At 73.4% G+C, this 17,079-nt stretch carries 15 protein-coding genes and 1 pseudogene; 11 read left to right on the forward strand and 5 right to left on the reverse strand.

Translation table 11 applies throughout. The features are described from left to right. Nucleotides 1-49 precede the first annotated feature (49 nt). Nucleotides 50-1,207: an ROK family transcriptional regulator gene (locus QBL25_RS08075; protein ID WP_409056334.1), complete on the forward strand. Its 1,158-nt coding sequence runs from the start codon at nucleotides 50-52 to the stop codon at nucleotides 1,205-1,207. An 85-nt stretch (nucleotides 1,208-1,292) separates the two neighbouring features. On the opposite strand, the gene QBL25_RS08080 is transcribed toward QBL25_RS08075, so the two are convergent. Then, nucleotides 1,293-2,054, reverse strand: coding sequence for a GntR family transcriptional regulator (locus tag QBL25_RS08080; RefSeq protein ID WP_409056335.1), 762 nt, complete (start codon nucleotides 2,052-2,054; stop codon nucleotides 1,293-1,295). 243 nt (nucleotides 2,055-2,297) lie between these two features. Then, nucleotides 2,298-3,188: an RNA polymerase sigma factor SigJ gene (sigJ, locus tag QBL25_RS08085; protein WP_409056336.1), complete on the reverse strand. Its 891-nt coding sequence runs from the start codon at nucleotides 3,186-3,188 to the stop codon at nucleotides 2,298-2,300. Nucleotides 3,189-3,370: 182 nt separating this feature from the next. Here sigJ and QBL25_RS08090 point away from each other — a divergent pair, with 182 nt between their 5' ends. Further along, a complete protein-coding gene (locus QBL25_RS08090; RefSeq protein WP_409056337.1) occupies nucleotides 3,371-4,216 on the forward strand; it encodes an alpha/beta fold hydrolase in 846 nt (281 codons plus the stop codon). A gap of 72 nt (nucleotides 4,217-4,288) precedes the next feature. On the opposite strand, the pseudogene QBL25_RS08095 reads toward QBL25_RS08090, so the two are convergent. Continuing rightward, nucleotides 4,289-5,077: pseudogene (locus tag QBL25_RS08095) on the reverse strand (EamA family transporter); the annotation flags it as partial. A 135-nt stretch (nucleotides 5,078-5,212) separates the two neighbouring features. On the opposite strand from QBL25_RS08095, the gene QBL25_RS08100 reads away from it, so the two are divergent. The 5 genes from QBL25_RS08100 to QBL25_RS08120 all read left to right on the forward strand — a co-directional run bounded on the left by QBL25_RS08100 (nucleotide 5,213) and on the right by QBL25_RS08120 (nucleotide 9,449). Further along, nucleotides 5,213-6,637 carry a PLP-dependent aminotransferase family protein gene (locus QBL25_RS08100; RefSeq protein ID WP_409056338.1) on the forward strand — a complete coding sequence of 475 codons (1,425 nt, stop codon included), beginning with the start codon at nucleotides 5,213-5,215 and terminating at the stop codon, nucleotides 6,635-6,637. A 107-nt stretch (nucleotides 6,638-6,744) separates the two neighbouring features. After that, a complete protein-coding gene (locus QBL25_RS08105; RefSeq protein ID WP_409056339.1) occupies nucleotides 6,745-7,047 on the forward strand; it encodes a hypothetical protein in 303 nt (100 codons plus the stop codon). A gap of 106 nt (nucleotides 7,048-7,153) precedes the next feature. Beyond that, on the forward strand, nucleotides 7,154-8,869 hold the full coding sequence (locus QBL25_RS08110; protein ID WP_409056340.1) for a S8 family peptidase: 1,716 nt from the start codon (nucleotides 7,154-7,156) through the stop codon (nucleotides 8,867-8,869). A gap of 13 nt (nucleotides 8,870-8,882) precedes the next feature. Beyond that, nucleotides 8,883-9,137 carry a hypothetical protein gene (locus tag QBL25_RS08115; protein ID WP_361840816.1) on the forward strand — a complete coding sequence of 85 codons (255 nt, stop codon included), beginning with the start codon at nucleotides 8,883-8,885 and terminating at the stop codon, nucleotides 9,135-9,137. A 15-nt stretch (nucleotides 9,138-9,152) separates the two neighbouring features. Further along, entirely contained in the window at nucleotides 9,153-9,449 is a 297-nt protein-coding gene (locus QBL25_RS08120; protein ID WP_409056341.1) for a hypothetical protein, read from the forward strand. Between the two features lie 64 nt (nucleotides 9,450-9,513). On the opposite strand, the gene QBL25_RS08125 is transcribed toward QBL25_RS08120, so the two are convergent. Next, nucleotides 9,514-9,924 carry a VOC family protein gene (locus QBL25_RS08125; RefSeq protein WP_409056342.1) on the reverse strand — a complete coding sequence of 137 codons (411 nt, stop codon included), beginning with the start codon at nucleotides 9,922-9,924 and terminating at the stop codon, nucleotides 9,514-9,516. 289 nt (nucleotides 9,925-10,213) lie between these two features. Here QBL25_RS08125 and QBL25_RS08130 point away from each other — a divergent pair, with 289 nt between their 5' ends. Together QBL25_RS08130 and QBL25_RS08135 are read left to right on the forward strand one after the other, a co-directional pair. Next, nucleotides 10,214-11,797: an alkaline phosphatase D family protein gene (locus QBL25_RS08130; protein ID WP_409056343.1), complete on the forward strand. Its 1,584-nt coding sequence runs from the start codon at nucleotides 10,214-10,216 to the stop codon at nucleotides 11,795-11,797. 153 nt (nucleotides 11,798-11,950) lie between these two features. Next, entirely contained in the window at nucleotides 11,951-13,438 is a 1,488-nt protein-coding gene (locus tag QBL25_RS08135; RefSeq protein ID WP_409056344.1) for a GNAT family N-acetyltransferase, read from the forward strand. Here the strand turns inward: QBL25_RS08135 and QBL25_RS08140 are convergent. Beyond that, the gene (locus QBL25_RS08140) at nucleotides 13,359-14,687 is read right to left on the reverse strand and encodes a trans-sulfuration enzyme family protein (RefSeq protein ID WP_409056345.1); all 1,329 of its coding nucleotides are present in this window, start codon (nucleotides 14,685-14,687) and stop codon (nucleotides 13,359-13,361) included. The genes QBL25_RS08135 and QBL25_RS08140 overlap by 80 nt on opposite strands. 60 nt (nucleotides 14,688-14,747) lie before the next feature. Between QBL25_RS08140 and QBL25_RS08145 the strand changes: the two genes are divergently transcribed. Then, nucleotides 14,748-15,260, forward strand: coding sequence for an Lrp/AsnC family transcriptional regulator (locus QBL25_RS08145; protein WP_409056346.1), 513 nt, complete (start codon nucleotides 14,748-14,750; stop codon nucleotides 15,258-15,260). A gap of 35 nt (nucleotides 15,261-15,295) precedes the next feature. Further along, on the forward strand, nucleotides 15,296-17,026 hold the full coding sequence (locus tag QBL25_RS08150; RefSeq protein ID WP_409056347.1) for a DUF885 domain-containing protein: 1,731 nt from the start codon (nucleotides 15,296-15,298) through the stop codon (nucleotides 17,024-17,026). The last annotated feature ends 53 nt before the right edge of the window (nucleotides 17,027-17,079 follow it).

The raw sequence follows: 17,079 nt of genomic DNA on the forward strand, positions 1-17,079 counted from the left end.
CCGGCGAGTACGATCCGCCCATCATGCGCACGAGCTGGGAGGACGGACGTTGGGGCGGCTGACCGGCGGGGATCCCTCTCTGCTGCGGCGGATCAACTCCGCGGTGGTGCTGCACGCGCTGCGTGGGGCGGACTTCGCGACACTCACCGAGGTCACCCGGGTGACGGGCCTTTCGCGACCGACCGTCGAGGGCGTGGTCGAAGGGCTCATCGAGGCCGGGCTCGTGGTGGAGACCGCCGCCGAGGAGGGCGCGGCCAGACGCCAGGGACGGCCCGCGCGGAGGTTCCGCTTCCGCGCCGAGGCGGGGCATCTGCTCGGCCTGGAGATCGGTCCGCACCGGGTCGCCGCCATCCTCTCGGACCTGGACGGCCGGGTCCTCGGCACGGCCGCCAAGGACGTGGACGAGACGGCATCGGCGGACGAGCGCATCGAGCGGCTGCGCACGACGGTCGCCGATTTGCTGCGCCGCGGCGGGATCGCCCGCAGCTCGCTGCGCGCGGTCGGCGTCGGCAGCCCCGGCATCGTGGAGGCGGACGGCACGGTCCGGCTCGGCACCGCGCTGCCCGAGTGGACGGGACTGGCCCTGGGCGAGCGCCTGCGCCGCTCCTTCAGGTGCCCGGTCCTGGTGGAGAACGACGCGAACACGGCGGCCGTGGCCGAGCACTGGAAGGGCGCCGCGACCGACTCCGACGACGTGGTGATGGTCCTCGCGGGACTCAGCCCGGGAGCCGGGGCCCTGATCGGCGGACGCCTGCACCGGGGGTACGGCGGCGCCGCCGGGGAGATCGGCGCCCTGCATCTGCTGGGCCGTGACGTGACCCCGGAGACGCTCCTGTCGACCACCGACGAGCCGCTGCACCCACTGGACGAGCAGGCGGTGGCGGAGGTGTTCGCCCACGCGCGCGAGGGCGACGAGCGGGCGTCGCAGGCCGTCGAGCGGTTCATCCAGCGCCTGGTGCACGACGTGGCGGCCCTCGTGCTCGCCCTGGACCCCGAGCTGGTCGTCGTGGGCGGCTGGGCCGCGGGTCTGGACGGCGTGCTGGAGCCGCTGCGCCGCGAGTTGGCCCGCTACTGCCTGCGGCCGCCCCGGGTCGCCCTGTCGGTGCTCGGCCAGGCCGCCATCTCGACGGGCGCCCTGCGGCTGGCCCTCGACCACGTCGAGGAGCAGCTGTTCGCGGTCGAGGGAACGGTCACGGCGCGGCGCTGAGCGACGCACGACGCCCGCCCGGACCTCCGTGTCGGAGGCCCGGGCGGGCGGTGCGCGGGTGTTTGCGAGCGGCGGGAAGCCGCCGTCAGGAGGCCTGGCGCTCCGGGCCGTGGTGGATCTCGACGCCGCCCGCGTCGCCGAACGTGAGGCGGCAGGTGTCCGCGCGGTACGTCGCCACGGACACCGCCGCGGTGCGTCCCTCGGCGAAGAAGCGGGTCGTCACGACGAGGACCGGGGCTCCGGGGAGCCGGTCGAGCGCCTTGGCGTCGTCCGCGCGGGCCGAGCCGAGCTCGACGGCGCGGTCCTGTCCTTCGAGGCCGAGGCGGTGCAGCTCGCGCAGCACGGCACGCGCGCGTGCCGGTCCGGACGGGGCGTCGATCCCGGAGAGCTCCGCGACGGAGGACACGGGGACGTAGAGCAGTTCGGCCGCTACGGGCTGGCCGTGCGAGACGCGGGTACGCCGCACGACGTGCAGTTGCTCGTCCGGGTCGGCCTCCAGCATGCGGGCCACCTCGGCGGGCGGGACCGCCGGGGCGCAGTCGGCCGGCTGCCAGGCGTCGCCGACCTCGCCCGGCCAGGTGCCTTGTGCGGATCCGACGGCCACGCCCACCCGCGGTGGGGCGACGGTCGTGCCGACCCCGCGGCGGCGTTGCAGCCTGCCTTCCAGCTCCAGTTGTTCGAGTGCCTGCCGGAGCGTGGCGCGGGCGACGCCGAAGCGGGCCGCCAGGTCACGTTCGTTGGGCAGGATCTCGCCGACGGCGAACTCGGAGTCGAGTGCCTCGCTGAGCACGGTCTTGAGGTGCCAGTACTTCGGCTCCGGCGCCGTTTCCAGCTGCGTGGTCCCCACCCTGTCCTCCGCAATCGCCGAGTGCCGGCGGCTTTTCAGCGCCTTGTTTATTAAAGGTCCTTGCACTATCTCTGCGACGATAGAGCGGCACCCACCCTTGGTCAAGACCAATCCTCGATCCGTTACAGCCCGCACAGGGACGATGCCACAGAGCATTCACGCGTTGTTGGCACCAGGTCACGCACACGTCGCGAACAAGACAGGACCCCCGCCTTGTGGGGCGGGGGTCCGTTCGTCCGTGGTCTAGGAGGCGAGTGTGACCAGCTTGTCCGGGTTGCGGATGATGTAGACGGCCGTGATCCGCCCGTCGGCGACGTCCAGTTGGAAGAGGGAGTGCGGCTTGCCGTCGGCCAGGAAGAAGAGGGACGGCGCGCCGTTGATCTCCAGGAACCTGGCTTCCAGCTCCGCCCCTTCTGGGACGCCCTTGCGGGCGGCGCCGCCGAGGAAGCGGCCCACCTTGTCGGCCGATTCGATGACGCGCAGCGGGGCCTTGGCCTTGCCGCCGCCGTCGCCGACGAGGCGCACGTCCGGGGCGAGCAGGGACATCAGGCCGTCCAGGTCGCCGTCGGCCGCCGCGGCGAGGAACCGCTCGGTCAGGTCCCGGCGCTCGCCGGGGTCCACCGCGTAACGCGGCCTCTTCTCCTCGACGTGCTTGCGGGCGCGCGCCGCGAGCTGCCGGACGGCGGGCTCACCGCGGTCCAGCGTGAGGGCGATCTCGGAGAACGGGAATCCGAAGGCCTCGCGCAGCACGAACACCGCGCGCTCCAGGGGCGAGAGGGACTCCAGGACGACCAGGACGGCCAGGGACACGGAGTCGGCGAGCACGGCACGCTCGGCGGTGTCGGGCACGGTCGGCCCGTAATCCGTGACCAGGGGTTCGGGCAGCCACTGGCCCACGTAGGACTCGCGCCGCGACTGCACGTGGCGCAGCCGGTCGATGGCGAGCCGGGTGGTGACGCGCACCAGATAGGCGCGCGGTTCGCGCACCGACGACCGGTCGGCCGCCGACCAGCGCAGCCAGGACTCCTGGACGACGTCCTCCGCGTCGGCCACCCGGCCGAGCATGCGGTAGGCCACACCCATCAGGACGGGCCGGTGCTCTTCGAAGACGTCGGTCAGGGTGTCGGTCGCCACCTCTCCATCCCAGCCGACGCGCCACCTGGTGTCCAGGCACATCGGGTGCGGCGCGCCCCACACCGGCGGGGAAGCCGGCCCGCCCACCCTCTTGAACTGGAGGCTACTGAGCGGTAATTGTTGCTGACAACGTGTCTAAGGTGTCTGAGGACCGTCGCAGGGCGACGGGGACTGGAGCAGCAATGGCCGCAGAGGTGTCCTTCAGCGTCGAATCACCCGGCGGCCCGCGCACGCTGTCCGTCGCGTACGAGCGCGCGGGCGAGGGCGAACCGCTGCTCCTGCTGCACGGCATCGGGCACCACCGCCAGGCGTGGGACCCGGTGTTCGGCATCCTGGCCGCCGAGTACGACGTGATAGCCGTGGACCTGCCGGGCTTCGGGGAGTCCCCCGCCCTGCCCGAAGGGTTCCCGTACGACGTCGCCACGGTGGTGGCCGTGCTCGGCGGGCTGTGCGAGGCCCTGGAGATCGAGCGGCCGCACGTGGCGGGCAACTCCCTGGGCGGACTGCTCGCCCTGGAACTCGGCCGGGAGAAGCTCGTGCGCTCGGTCACCGCGCTGTCCCCCGCGGGCTTCTGGACGCCCGGGGAGCGGCGGTACGCGTTCAACACCCTGCTCGCGATGCGGCACGGGGCACGGCTCCTTCCGCTGCCGGTCATCGAACGGCTCGCCCGCAGCTCGGCCGGGCGCGCGGCACTCACCAGCACCATCTACGCCCGCCCCGGGCGCCGTTCACCCGAGGCCGTGGTCGCCGAGACGCTCGCGCTGCGCGACGCCAAGGGGTTCGAGCAGACCCTCGCCGCCGGGCGTGACGTGCGCTTCGGCGACGACCTGCCCGGGCTCGCGGTCACCGTCGCGTGGGGCTCGCGCGACCGGATCCTGCTCCGGCGCCAGGGCGTGCGGGCCAAGCACGCCGTCCCCGACGCCCGGCTGGTGCGCCTGCCCGGCTGCGGTCACGTCCCGATGAACGACGACCCGGCGCTCGTCGCCCGCGTCGTCCTCGACACCTGCCGCCGCGCGCCTGCCGCGTAGCACGCCGGAGCCCAGGGCCACCCCGGCGCCGACGAGCGCGCTGCCCACGGCCTGCGGGAGGCCGTAGGCACCGGTGCCGACCAAGGGGGCGGTGCAGGCAGCCGCCACCGGGATCAGACCGGAGAAGAGCGTGGCCCGCTCGGCGCCGATGCGCTGGATGCCCGAGTACCAGCAGACGAACCCGATGACGGTGACGATCGCCGCCTGCCACAGCAGGGCCGCCGCCTCGGTGGCGCCGGGCATCCGCAGCCACTGCCCGCCGTCGACGGCGGCACCGATCACGGCGGACTCCACGGCGGCGATCCCGCACACCGTCGCGGAGAGCAGCTTCGGGCCCAGCGGCCGCAACACGGGCACGGCGACGACCGCGAAGCCGACCTCGCCCGCGAGCGCGCCCACCGAGAAGAGGATGCCGGACACGTCCGTACGCCCCCACCCCTGCACGGTGAACGCCCCGGCGGCCACGGTCAACGCCCCGTACATGACCGCGCGTTGCGGCCTGCGGCCCTCCAGGAGCGGCACGAGGACCGCCACGACGACCGGGGCGCATCCCACGAAGACACCCGGCACGGCGGGTTCCGCCGTGCGTTCGGCGGCGAGGATCGCCAGGTTGAACCCGACCATGCCGACCGCGGCGAGGACCGCGAGCCGCGCCCACTGGCGCCGCGTCAGGCGGCCGAGCGGAGCAAGCCCGCCGCGCCCGAGCAGCGGCAGGAGCAGCAGGCAGGCCAGGCCGTACCGGAGGAACTGGCCGCCCGCGTACGGGTAGTCGCCGAGAAGGCTGTTGGCGGTGAAGGAGCCTCCGACGAGGAGGCAGGCGAAGGCGGCGAGGAGGGATCCGCGCGTGAGGTCGGCGTTCATGTCCCTGACGTTAGGAACGGACGCGGCCCGGTTTAAGGTCCACTTCCGGGGCCGGTTCGGGGACCACTTCACGCACCCGGCCCGCCGGTCCCTCTCCCCCGCACGATCAGGCACACGCTCAGGAGGCGCATCCCGGTGACATCAGGTTCGGGCCGGGCTCCCGGGACCGCCGCCTGGGAGCTGCTGGTCCCGGCCGCGTCCGCCCCCGCCCGCAGCCGTGGCCGCAGCCTCCGCTCCGCGCTGCGCGAGGCCGTCAGGTCCGGCCGCCTCGCGCCGGGGACACGGCTGCCGTCGAGCCGTGAACTCGCCGCCGACCTGGGCGTCTCGCGCGGGCTCATCACGGAGGCGTACGAGCAGCTGACGGCCGAGGGCTATCTGCGCAGCGACCGCGGGGCGGGGACCTGGGTGGGCGGCGCGGCACGGAAGGCGCCGGCAGGGGCCCGCGATCTGGCGCCGCGCCCCGTCCACGCGCGCGTGGACTTCATCGCGGGGACCCCCGACCTGTCCCTGTTCCCGCGCGCCGCGTGGGCCGCCGCGCACCGGGGCGTCCTGGCCGAACTCCCCCACCACGTCCTCGGCTACCCGGACCCGCGGGGCCTGCCCCGGCTGCGGACCGCCCTCGCCGAGCTGCTCGTACGCCGCCGGGGCGTGGTCGCGGATCCCGAGTCCGTCGTCGTCTGTTCCGGCGTCGCGCAGGCCATGGCGCTGCTCGGTTTCGTCCTGCACGCGCGCGGGGTGCGCGCCGTCGGCGTCGAGGACCCCGGAAGCCCGCAGCACGGCGAGCTGTTCGCCTCGGCGGACGTCGCCACGGTGCCGGTGCCCCTCGACGACGAGGGCGTCCTCACCGGCGCACTGAGGGAGCGCGGCCTGCGGGCGGTCGTCACCACGCCCGCCCATCAGTTCCCGCTGGGCATCGGCTACTCGGCGCGGCGGCGCGCCGAACTCCTGGACTGGGCCCGGGACGTGGACGGAGTGGTCGTCGAGGACGACTACGACGGCGACTTCCGCTACGACCGCGCCCCGGTGGGCGCGCTCCAGGGACTCGACCCCGAGCACGTGGCGTACACCGGCTCGGTCAGCAAGTCCCTCGCTCCGGGGCTGCGGCTCGGCTGGCTGCTGGTGCCGTCGGCGATGACCGACGAGGTGGTCGCCCGCAAGCGCATGATGGACCTGGGCAATCCGGCGCTCGACCAGGCACTCCTCGCGCGGTTCGTCGAACGCGGCGACTACGACCGCCAGTTGCGCCGCTGCCAGCGCGCCTACCGCGAGCGGCGGGACGCGCTCGTCGCGGCCCTCGACGAGCACTTTCCCGGTACGGAGGTGACCGGCATCGCCGCCGGTCTGCACGTCATCGCCCGGCTGCCCGCGCACCTGGGGCCGCAGGAGGACTTCCTGCGGCGAGCCGCCGCGGCCGGAGTGGCGGTCCGCCCGCTGAGCGACTACGCATCGGCGGCGGGGCCCGGGGTAGGGCTGGTGCTCGGCTACGCCCATCTCACGCCCGCCCGGATCGCCGAGGGCGTGCGGCTGCTCGGCGAAACGGCCGGCTCCCGGGACCGGTGACGCCGGCTGCGACGATCCGGTGACAGGGCTTCCCTAGGGTCGGGCGGGCCCGGTGACCGCGAGCGAGCCGCTCGGACGCGGTCACCGGAGTGTCCGGGGGCAGATCCATGACCGACGCCGAAGTCATCCTCCAGCTCCGTACCGCACCGCGTCCCGCGACGGCGGGCCCTGCGACAGCCGGTCCCACGGCTGCGGGCCCCGCCGGTCTTCCGGACGTCCGGGGGTTTTTGGAGCGGCGGTTCGACGTCACGGCGGAGCCGTTGCACCCCGGCACCGACGACCCGGCGCTCATCGGATGGCACCGGGTCGCCGTCCCCGCCGGCACGGACGCCGAGGCCGTCGCCACGGCCCTGCGCGGCCACCCGGCAGTCGAGGCCGCCTATGTGAAACCACCGGCGGACCTTCCGTAACGTGGTGAAGGAGTCAGCTGTGCCACAGCGATCAGGTGCGGGGAACAGCCGGGGGAACAGCCGCCCGGCGCCAGAATTCGGACCACTCTTCGGACGCCCTGAGCTGGTGTGCGTCACGCGCGCCGACGCCGGGGTACAGATCACCTCGACCGGCGCGACCGCCGCGGCGGACATCTCCGTGAGCGGTCTGGACGCCGTGGCGTCCCTGGAGGACGTCACCATCAGGCCCCTCTTCGGCACGGACCGGGAGAGGCTGCGCGCCCAGGCGGGCGCGCCCGCCCGACCGGCCGGGGCCGAGGACACCTCACCGGAGCTGCTCGACCGGATGGCGCTCTTCTTCCACGTCGACGCCCCGGAGGACCGGTTGGAGGAGCTGGCCGAGCGGCTCCGCGCGTCGGACGCCGTGGAGGGCGCCTACGTCAAGCCCGCCGCCACCGTCCCCACGGAGAACAAGCCGGAGGGCAAGACGCGGAAGAAGGGCGACGAGGCGGAGTACCCGCCGCTCAACACGATGCTGCCCACGGGCACCGACGCACCGCCCGTGACCCCGGACTTCACCGCCCGGCAGGGCTATCTCGACGCGGCCCCGGGCGGCGTCGACGCCCGGTACGCGTGGACCGTGGCGGGCGGCCGCGGCGCCGGCGTCCGGGTGATCGACTGCGAGTGGGGCTGGCGCTTCACGCACGAGGACCTGCGGCTCAACCAGGGCGGCATCGTCTCGGGCACCGGCAGCACCGACACCCATCACGGCACCGCGGTGCTCGGCGAGATCGGCGGCGACGTCAACACGTACGGGATCACGGGGATCGCCCCGGACGCGGTGACCAGCGCGTCCGCGTTCTCCCTCCCCACGGCCACGGCGATCCGGAACGCGGCGGACCGCCTGGGCCCCGGCGACATCATCCTTCTGGAGATCCACCGCGCGGGTCCGCACGCGACCGGCGTGGGCCAGGTGGGATACATCGCCGTGGAGTGGTGGCCCGACGACTACCTGGCCATCCGTTACGCCGTCAACAAGGGCATCACCGTCGTCGAGGCCGCGGGCAACGGGGCGGAGGACCTGGACCACGCCGACTACGACACGCCGAGGGCGGGCTTCCCGTCCTGGTGGCGCAACCCCTTCCGGCGCACCGCGCTGGACGCCGGTGCCGTGATCGTGGGCGCCGGGGCGCCGCCGCCGGGCACCCACGGCCGCCAGCACGGACCCGACCGCTCCCGCCTCGACTTCTCCAACTACGGGGCCTGTGTGGACGCGCAGGGCTGGGGGCGCGAGGTGACCACCACCGGGTACGGCGACCTTCAGGCGGGCGCCGATCAGGACGCCTGGTACACGGACCAGTTCAGCGGTACGTCCAGCGCGTCACCGATCGTCGTGGGCGCCCTCGCGAGCACCCAGGGCGCCCTGCGCGCCGCCGGGCGCATCCCGCTGTCGCCCTCGCGGTCCCGGCAGCTGCTGCGCGCCACCGGCTCACCGCAGCAGGACGCACCCGGCCGCCCGGCCACGCAGCGCATCGGCAGGCGGCCCGATCTGCGCCAGCTCATCCCGGCCGCGCTGCAGACGAGCAGCTGGGTCGGCGTCCAGTTCCGGGGCACCCTCGCCGGGCACCGCACCGGCCGCTGGTTCACCTTCAACTGGCCCGCCCACTGGCACGTGGTGTGGACGGTCGTCCCGACCAGTCCGCGCACCGGCGCCCCGCAGATCGGCTGGAAGGTCCGCGTCGAGCGGGCCAACGACACCTACGCGACGTACTGGATCGACGTGAGCAACCTCGTGGCCGACCCGGTCGACTTCGAGGCCCGGTTCGCGGTTCTCGGCTGGTGAGAGGAAAACGACGATGCGAGTAGGCACACAGTTCACCGGAACACTCAACCCCGGGCAGACCGGGCGCTGGTTCACCTTCAACTGGCCGCAGGGCTGGCACGTCATCTGGTACTTCATGCCGACGACGCCCCAAACGGGCAGCCCGCAGATCGAGTGGGAGACCGAGGTCGAGCGCGCCTCGTCCACGACGGTCACGTACTGGCTGACGGTGAAGAACATCGGCAGCACCCAGATGAACTTCGAAGGCCGGTACGCGGTCCTCAACTAGGCGGGAGGAACGGCCATGGACGTGCACATCACGATCGCGGAGGACGCGGGCGCGGCTCCGGGGGCGTCGCCCCAGGGAAGGCCGCGCGGCACGGACGGTACGGGCGCGGTCGACGCCGGTGCGGCTGCCGCGGCGGGTGCCGGGACGGGCACGGGAGCAGGAGCGCCGTCCGCGGCGGAAGGTGTCATCGACGGCGGCGCGGCACCGCAGTGGCTCAGCGAACTCGTCCGGCTCGCCGACGCCGGGGAGATCGCGCGCCCCGGCGAGGCGGGGGCCACGGACGCCGGGAGCGCGGCGCCGGCTCCGGGCTGAGCGGTCACGTTTCCCCTGCCGGAACAGCGGGGTCGTCACGCGTCGCGTGACGGCCCCGTCGGCGTCAGGAGTTGGACCACGCGCGCGTGCACAGCACCAGGCGGTAGCCGTCCGGGTCCTCGACCGTGACGCCCCACTCGTTCCAGTACGGGTTGGGCGAGGGGACGCGCGTGCCGCCGTGCGCCTCAAGACGGGCCACCAGGTCGTCCGGTACCGGTTCGTCGAGGTAGACCACGAGCAGGTCCTCCTCCGTGGGGCGGGGCTGAACCGGCTCGTCCGGCTCGTGGACGAGTTCCAGGTGCCAGGAGGCGTCCGGCCAGCCGGCCATCAGCAAGTCGTGCTCGCCGTGAGCGTGACCACCCTGCGAACGCCACACGACGTCCAGGCCGAGGCCCGACACCCAGAAGCGCTCCGCCGCCGCGAGGTCGCGGGACGGGCGGGCGATACGGATGTGACTCTGACCGTTGACAGGCATGGGGCTCCCCCTCCGGAACCGGCGCGCCCGGCCGCGCGCCTGTGCCGCCGAGCGTAGCCAGGCTGCGATCTTGCGGCATCGGCCGTCGGACCTCGGACCTGCGACCGGTGCCTACGTCTGAAGACCTGCGCCCAGGGGCCGAGCCTCGACGGTCCGGGCGACAAGGCGTTCGCACACTGGTTCCCTTGTGCCCATGGGCAGTTGTTCACTTGGGATTCGTGTGTGCGCCGCCGCGCACCACTAGTTGTGGCCCTGCACACTGGTCGGACCCGTCACTGGAGGCGCATCCATGTCACACCCCGAGCCGAGCCCGTCCCCTCGCCGCCGCAGCGTCCTGCGCGGCTCGCTCGCCGTGCCGGCGGCGCTGGCCGTGCCGTCCCTGGCCGGAGCCGCTCCGGCCTTCGCCCGGTCGGGACGCCCGCGGGCCGAGTGGGGCGTGCAGGCCGGTGACGTGACGTCGCACGCGGGTTTGGTGTGGGTGCGTTCCGACCGTCCGGCCCGCATGATCGTGGAGACCTCCGCCACGGAGTCCTTCCGCAACCCCACCCGCTGGAAAGGACCGGTCCTCGGCCCGGACACCGACTTCACGGGGACGACCCGGCTGCGCGGGCTGCCCGCGGGCGAGCAGATCCACTACCGCGTGGTCCTGGCCGACCCGGACGACCCCAGACGCACCGGAGAGCCGGTCACCGGCACCTTCCGTACGACACCGAAGGGGCGCAAGGACGGCGTGCGTTTCCTGTGGTCGGGGGACGTCGCGGGCCAGGGGTGGGGCATCAACCCGGACCGCGGCGGATGGCGCGTCTTCGACGAGATGCGCCGCAGGAACCCGGACTTCTTCCTGTGCAGCGGCGACACCATCTACGCCGACGGGCCGATCCTGCCGAGCGTCACCCTGCCCGACGGCACGGTGTGGCGGAACGTGACCACGGAGGAGAAGTCCAAGGTCGCCGAGTCGCTCGCGGAGTTCCGCGGCGCCTTCCGCTACAACCTGCTCGACGAGAACCTGCGGCGCTTCAACGCCCAGGTGCCCTCCATCGTGCAGTGGGACGACCACGAGGTGCGCAACAACTGGTACCCGGGGCAGATCCTGACCGACCCCCGGTACACCGAGAAGAACGTGGACGTGCTCGCCGGGCGGTCCCTGCGCGCGTTCAGCGAGTACTTCCCGGTCTCGACGCTCCCGCCCGGCGACGAGGACGGCCGGGTGTACCGCGTCCTGCGCCACGGGCCGCTCCTGGACGTGTTCGTCCTGGACATGCGCTCGTACCGCAACGCCAACTCGCCCGGCCGCCAGCCCGATGACGCCACCGGCATCCTGGGCGCCCGCCAACTGCGCTGGCTCAAGCGCGAGTTGTCGCGCTCCCGCGCCACCTGGAAGGTCATCGCCTCCGACATGCCGCTGGGCCTGGTGGTGCCCGACGGGGCGACGAACTTCGAGGCGGTCGCCCAGGGCGACCCGGGCGCACCGCTCGGCCGCGAGTTGCAGATCGCCGAGCTGCTGCGGCACATCAAGCACCGCAAGATCACCGGCACGGTGTGGCTGACCGCGGACGTGCACTACACCTCGGCCCAGCACTACGACCCCTCACGCGCCGCGTTCGGCGACTTCGCGCCGTTCTGGGAGTTCGTGTCGGGGCCGCTGGCGGCGGGCGGCTTCCAGGCCCTCAAGCTCGACGGGACCTTCGGCGCCGAGCAGCGGTTCATCAAGGCGCCGAACCGCTCCAACACCTCGCCGGCCGAGACCCCCCAGTACTTCGGCGAGGTCGACATCGACGGCGGCAGCGGGGAGCTGACCGTACGGCTGCGTCAGGAGGGCGGCGGAGTGCTGTTCACGAAGGTCCTCCAGCCGGGACGCGTGGGACAGCAGTGATTTCGGCCCCGAACGCACACCGGGAGATCACGCCCGGACATCGGGAAAGACCAAAAATGAACTAAACGGACAGAAGGCATCTTAACTCGTCAGTCACAAAACGTTCGCGATCACGCAACACCCTTCATCCACAGTGACTGCATGAGTGCTGACATGTCTGATGTGACACGAACCAAACACGGCCGTCCCGTGCACCACTGGCGGCGGGATCTGGTGGAGCTCGCCGCCCTCTTCACGGCAGTGGCCGTGGCGGACGCGGTGGCGAACATGATCGGGCACGGCCCCGACGGCCCCACCCTGCTCGTGGTCTCGGCCGTGGCGCTGCTCGCCACGGTCGGGTTCCACACATGGTGGGCACGCCGCCACAACCACGCGCCCCCGACGGCGGACGATACCGGCGCCCGGCCGCACGCCACCGGGCGGCGGACCGGGCCCGGGACGTCCGTGCCCTCCATGGCGCCCCTGACGGCCATGGAGCAGGCCGGGGCCCTCGCCACCGAGACGTCCGCGGGGGCGACCGCGCTGTGGCGGATGCGCACCACCGTGCGGGACGAGCCGGGGTCGCTCGCAGCCCTGTGCACGGCCCTGGCGCACGGCAGGGTCGACATCCTGAGCCTCCAGGCGCACCCGCTGGCCGAAGGCACCGTCGACGAGTTCCTGCTGCGCGCCCCCGCCGACCTGCCCGCGGCCGAGATCACCCGGGGTGTCGCGCACGCGGGCGGCTCGGGCACCTGGATCGAGCGCGCGGACGCCCACGACCTGGTGGACGCCCCCACCCGCATCCTCGGCCTCGCCACCCGCACCGCCCTGGACGCCGCGGAACTCCCGCTCGCCCTGCGCCAGTTGCTGGGCCGCTGCACGATCAGGTCGCTGCCCGCGAAGGCGCCGGGCGCGTCCGGACCGCGGACGGACGCGCCGGCCGACGGCGCACCCGTCGAGGGCGCGCTCGAAGGCGAGGGGACGGTGCTGCGGCTGCGCGCCCCGGAGGGCGAAGTGATCACCGTGGAGCGGCCGTACCTGCCGTTCACGCCCACCGAGTTCGCCCGCGCGCGTGCCCTGGTCGAGCTGGACACCCGGCTGGGCCCGCGCATCCCCCGCAGCAAGGACGTACTGACCCTCGCCGAGGGCAACTCCATCACCGTGCGCCGGGCCGACACCTCCGACGTCGCGGCGGCCAAGGCCATGCACGAACGCTGCTCGCAGCGCACCCTCGGCATGCGCTACCACGGGCCCGTGCGGGACGCCGACCGCTACCTCAACCACCTGCTCAGCCCGCGGTTCGGCCGCACCCTGGCGGTGCAGACCGCGTCCGGGCGCATCGTCGGCATCGGCCACCTGCTGTGGGACGGCGACGAGACCGAGATCGCGCTGCTCGTCGAGGACGACTGGCAGCGCCGGGGCATCGGCGGCGAACTGCTCGGCCGCCTGGTGACCCTGGCGATCGAGGCCGGCTGCGAGAGCGTGTACGCGGTGACGCAGGCGTCCAACACCGGCATGGTCGCCGCGATGCGCGGGCTCGGGCTGCCCCTCGACTACCAGATCGAGGAGGGCACACTGGTCATCACCGCGCGCCTGGAAGCGACGCCGGTGAGTTCACGGCTGCCGTACGACCGGCCGCGGGGGCGGGCGGAGCGGCACTGATCCCGGTCCGTCCGGCGCCCGTGGCGGCGCCGGACGGCCGGGGGCCGAGGGCGCGGTCCAGGTCCTGCCACAGGTCCTCGACGTCCTCAAGGCCAGCCGAGAGGCGCAGCAGCTTGTCGCTCACGCCCGACGACCGCCGGTCCGCCGGGTCCACGACACGGTGGCTGATGGACGCCGGGTGCTGGATGAGCGTGTCGACGCTGCCGAGGCTGACCGCCGGGGTGATCAGCCGCACCCCGGCGGTCACCTCGTGCGGGTCACCGGCGACCTCGAAGGCGACCATGGCGCCGCCGAGCCTCGGATAGTGCACGCGCTCCACGCGCGGGTCCGCGGCCAGGCGCCCGGCAAGCTCCGCCGCGTTCGCGGAGGCGGCACGCACCCGTACCGGCAGCGTGGACAGACCGCGCAGCAGCAGATAGCCCGCGAGCGGATGCAGCACCCCGCCGGTGGCGAACCTGATCTGCCGCAGCTGCCGCGCGAACTCCTCGTCGCACGCGACCACTCCGCCCAGGACGTCCCCGTGCCCGCCGAGGTACTTGGTGGCGCTGTGCAGCACGAGGCGCGCCCCGCTCTCCACCGGCCGCTGGAGCACGGGCGTCGCGAAGGTGTTGTCGGCGAGGAGCGGCACCGTACCGCAGGCGTGCGCCACCGCGCGCAGGTCGAGTTCGGCCAGCGTCGGATTGGCCGGCGACTCGACGAGGACCAGGCCCGTGTCGGGGCATATCGCGTCGGCGATCCCCGCGGGGTCGACCCAGGTCACCTCGGAGCCCAGGAGCCCCGCCGTGAGCAGGTGGTCGCTACAGCCGTACAGCGGGCGGACCGCGACGACATGGCGCAGGCCCGCCGCTGTCCGCGCGAGGAGGACCGCGGTCAGCGCGGCCATGCCGCTGGCGAACGCGACCGCGCTCTCGGTGCCTTCGAGCCGGGCCAGGGCGGTCTCGAAGCGGGCCACGGTCGGGTTCGCGAGGCGGGCGTAGACGGGCGGCCCGTCGTCCAGGACGCCGTCGGCGGCGAAGGCGTCGATGCGCGCGGCCTCACCACGGGTGTCGTACGAGGGGTAGGTGGTGGACAGGTCGATCGGGGCCGCGTGCAGGCCGAGTCCGGCGAGGTCGTCGCGTCCGGCGTGCACCGCCTCGGTGGCGAGGGCCCGGGATGCGGGCGGTACGGTCGGCGCCGGGGTGGCCGGCGGCGTCTGCGGCATCGGGGCCCGGTGGCCTGATCCGGTGCGGGCTTCCGTGTTCGTGTCCATGCCCCACAGCCTGAACAAAGGCCGGTGCCCGGTCGTTGAAACCCGTGTTACGTTCGGCGAGTGGCCGATTCTGTCGTACTCGACCCGGTGGATCTGCGCATACTGCGGCTGTTGCAGAACGATGCCCGGATCACCTATCGCGATCTCGCGTCCCAGGTCGGGGTCGCGCCCTCCACCTGCCTGGACCGTATCTCACGGCTGCGCCGCTCGGGGGTGATCCTCGGACACCAGCTGCGGCTCGATCCGGCGAAGCTCGGGCGCGGCCTTCAAGCGCTCCTTTCGGTGCAGGTGCGTCCGCACCGGCGGGAGCTGGTGGGGCCGTTCGTGGAGCGGATCAGGGCGCTGCCGGAATCCCGGTCGGTGTTCCATCTCGCGGGGCCCGACGACTATCTGGTGCACGTGGCGGTGGCCGACACCGCGGACCTCCAGCGCCTCGTCCTCGACGAGTTCACGGCACGGCGCGAGGTGGCCCGCGTGGAGACCCGGTTGATCTTCCAGCAGTGGGAGTGCGGTCCGCTCCTGCCGCCGGGTCCGGGGGCCGACGTCCCGGGGGAGACCTCCGGCCAATCATGATGACGCGGACGCGTCCCGCGTACGAGGATGTCCGCATGTCAGACACCAAGATCCCGCACACGAGCGGCACGGGCGGTACGGACGGCGGCCCGCTGCCGCGCCAGGTAGCCGACGCCTACGTGGACGAGCTCATCGCCCTCGACCCCATCAACGGAACGTTCCTCGGCGTCAAGGAGAGCCACGGCAAGCTCCCGGACACCTCGCCCGCGGGCCAGGAGGCCGTCGCGGACCTGGCCCGCACGACGCTCGCCCGGCTCGACGACGCGGAGCTGCGGCCCGGTGCCGACACCGACGTCGAACGCCGGTGCGCGCGGCTCCTGCGGGAGCGGCTCACCGCCGAACTCGCCGTGCACGAGGCCGACGAGGGGCTGCGCGCGGTCGGCAACCTGCACACGGTCCCGCACGCCGTGCGGGAGATCTTCACCGTGACGCCGACGGAGACCGAGGAGGACTGGGCGGTGATCGCCGAGCGGCTGCGGGCCGTGCCCGCCGCCTACCAGGGATATCGCGCCTCGCTCGAACTCGGCCTTGAGCGCAAGCTGTTCGCGGCGCCCCGGCCCACGGCCACCTTCATCGAGCAGCTCGGCGAGTGGGCGGGCCCCGGCGCAGGCGAGGGCCGCGGCTGGTTCGAGGAGTTCGCCGCGGACGGCCCGGACTCGCTGCGCGCCGAGCTGGACGACGCGGCCCGCGCCGCCACCGCTTCGGTCGTGGCGCTGCGCGACTGGATGCGCGACGTGTACGCGCCCGCGATCGAGGGCGCCCCCGAGACGGTGGGCCGCGAGCGCTACGCCCGCTGGTCCCGCTACTTCAACGGCACCGACCTGGACCTCGACGAGGCGTACGCGTACGGCTGGTCCGAGTTCCACCGGCTGCTCGGCGAGATGCGCGCCGAGGCCGAGAAGGTCCTGCCCGGCGCGGCCACCCCGTGGGTGGCGCTCGCGCACCTCGACGAGCACGGCACGCACATCGAGGGCGTGGAGGAGGTGCGGGTCTGGCTCCAGGAGCTGATGGACGAGGCGATCGAGGCCCTGGACGGCACGCACTTCGAACTCGCCGAGCGAGTACGGAAGGTGGAGTCCCGCATCGCTCCGCCGGGCGGCGCCGCGGCCCCGTACTACTCGGGGCCCTCCGAGGACTTCTCGCGCCCCGGCCGGACCTGGCTGCCGACGATGGGCGAGACCCGCTTCCCCGTGTACGACCTGGTCTCCACCTGGTACCACGAGGGCGTGCCCGGCCATCACCTCCAGCTGGCGCAGTGGGCGCACGTCGCGCGGAGCCTCTCGCGCTACCAGGCGACCATCGGCATCGTCAGCGCCAACGCGGAGGGCTGGGCGCTGTACGCGGAGCGGCTCATGGACGAGCTCGGCTTCCTCACGGACCCCGAGCGCAGGCTCGGTTATCTGGACGCCCAGATGATGCGGGCGCTGCGCGTCATCGTCGACATCGGCATGCACCTGGAGCTGGAGATCCCGGCGGACTCGCCCTTCCGCCCGGGCGAGCGCTGGACGCCCGACCTGGCGCAGGAGTTCTACGACGCGCACTGCAGCCGACCGACGGAGTACGTGGCGAGCGAGATGACCCGCTACCTCTCCATCCCGGGTCAGGCCATCGGCTACAAGCTGGGTGAGCGGGCCTGGCTCCTGGGCCGCGAGAACGCGCGGCGGCGCCTCGGCGAGGCCTTCGACGCGAAGGCGTGGCACATGGCCGCGCTGTCGCAGGGATCGCTGGGCCTCGACGACCTGGTCGACGAGCTGTCCGCGCTCTAGGGACCCTCGTGCCCACGGTCACGGCGTGCTCGGCGGGCGCCGTGACCGGGGAG

The organism is Streptomyces sp. SYP-A7185 (assembly GCF_046103685.1).
Taxonomy (GTDB): domain Bacteria; phylum Actinomycetota; class Actinomycetes; order Streptomycetales; family Streptomycetaceae; genus Streptomyces.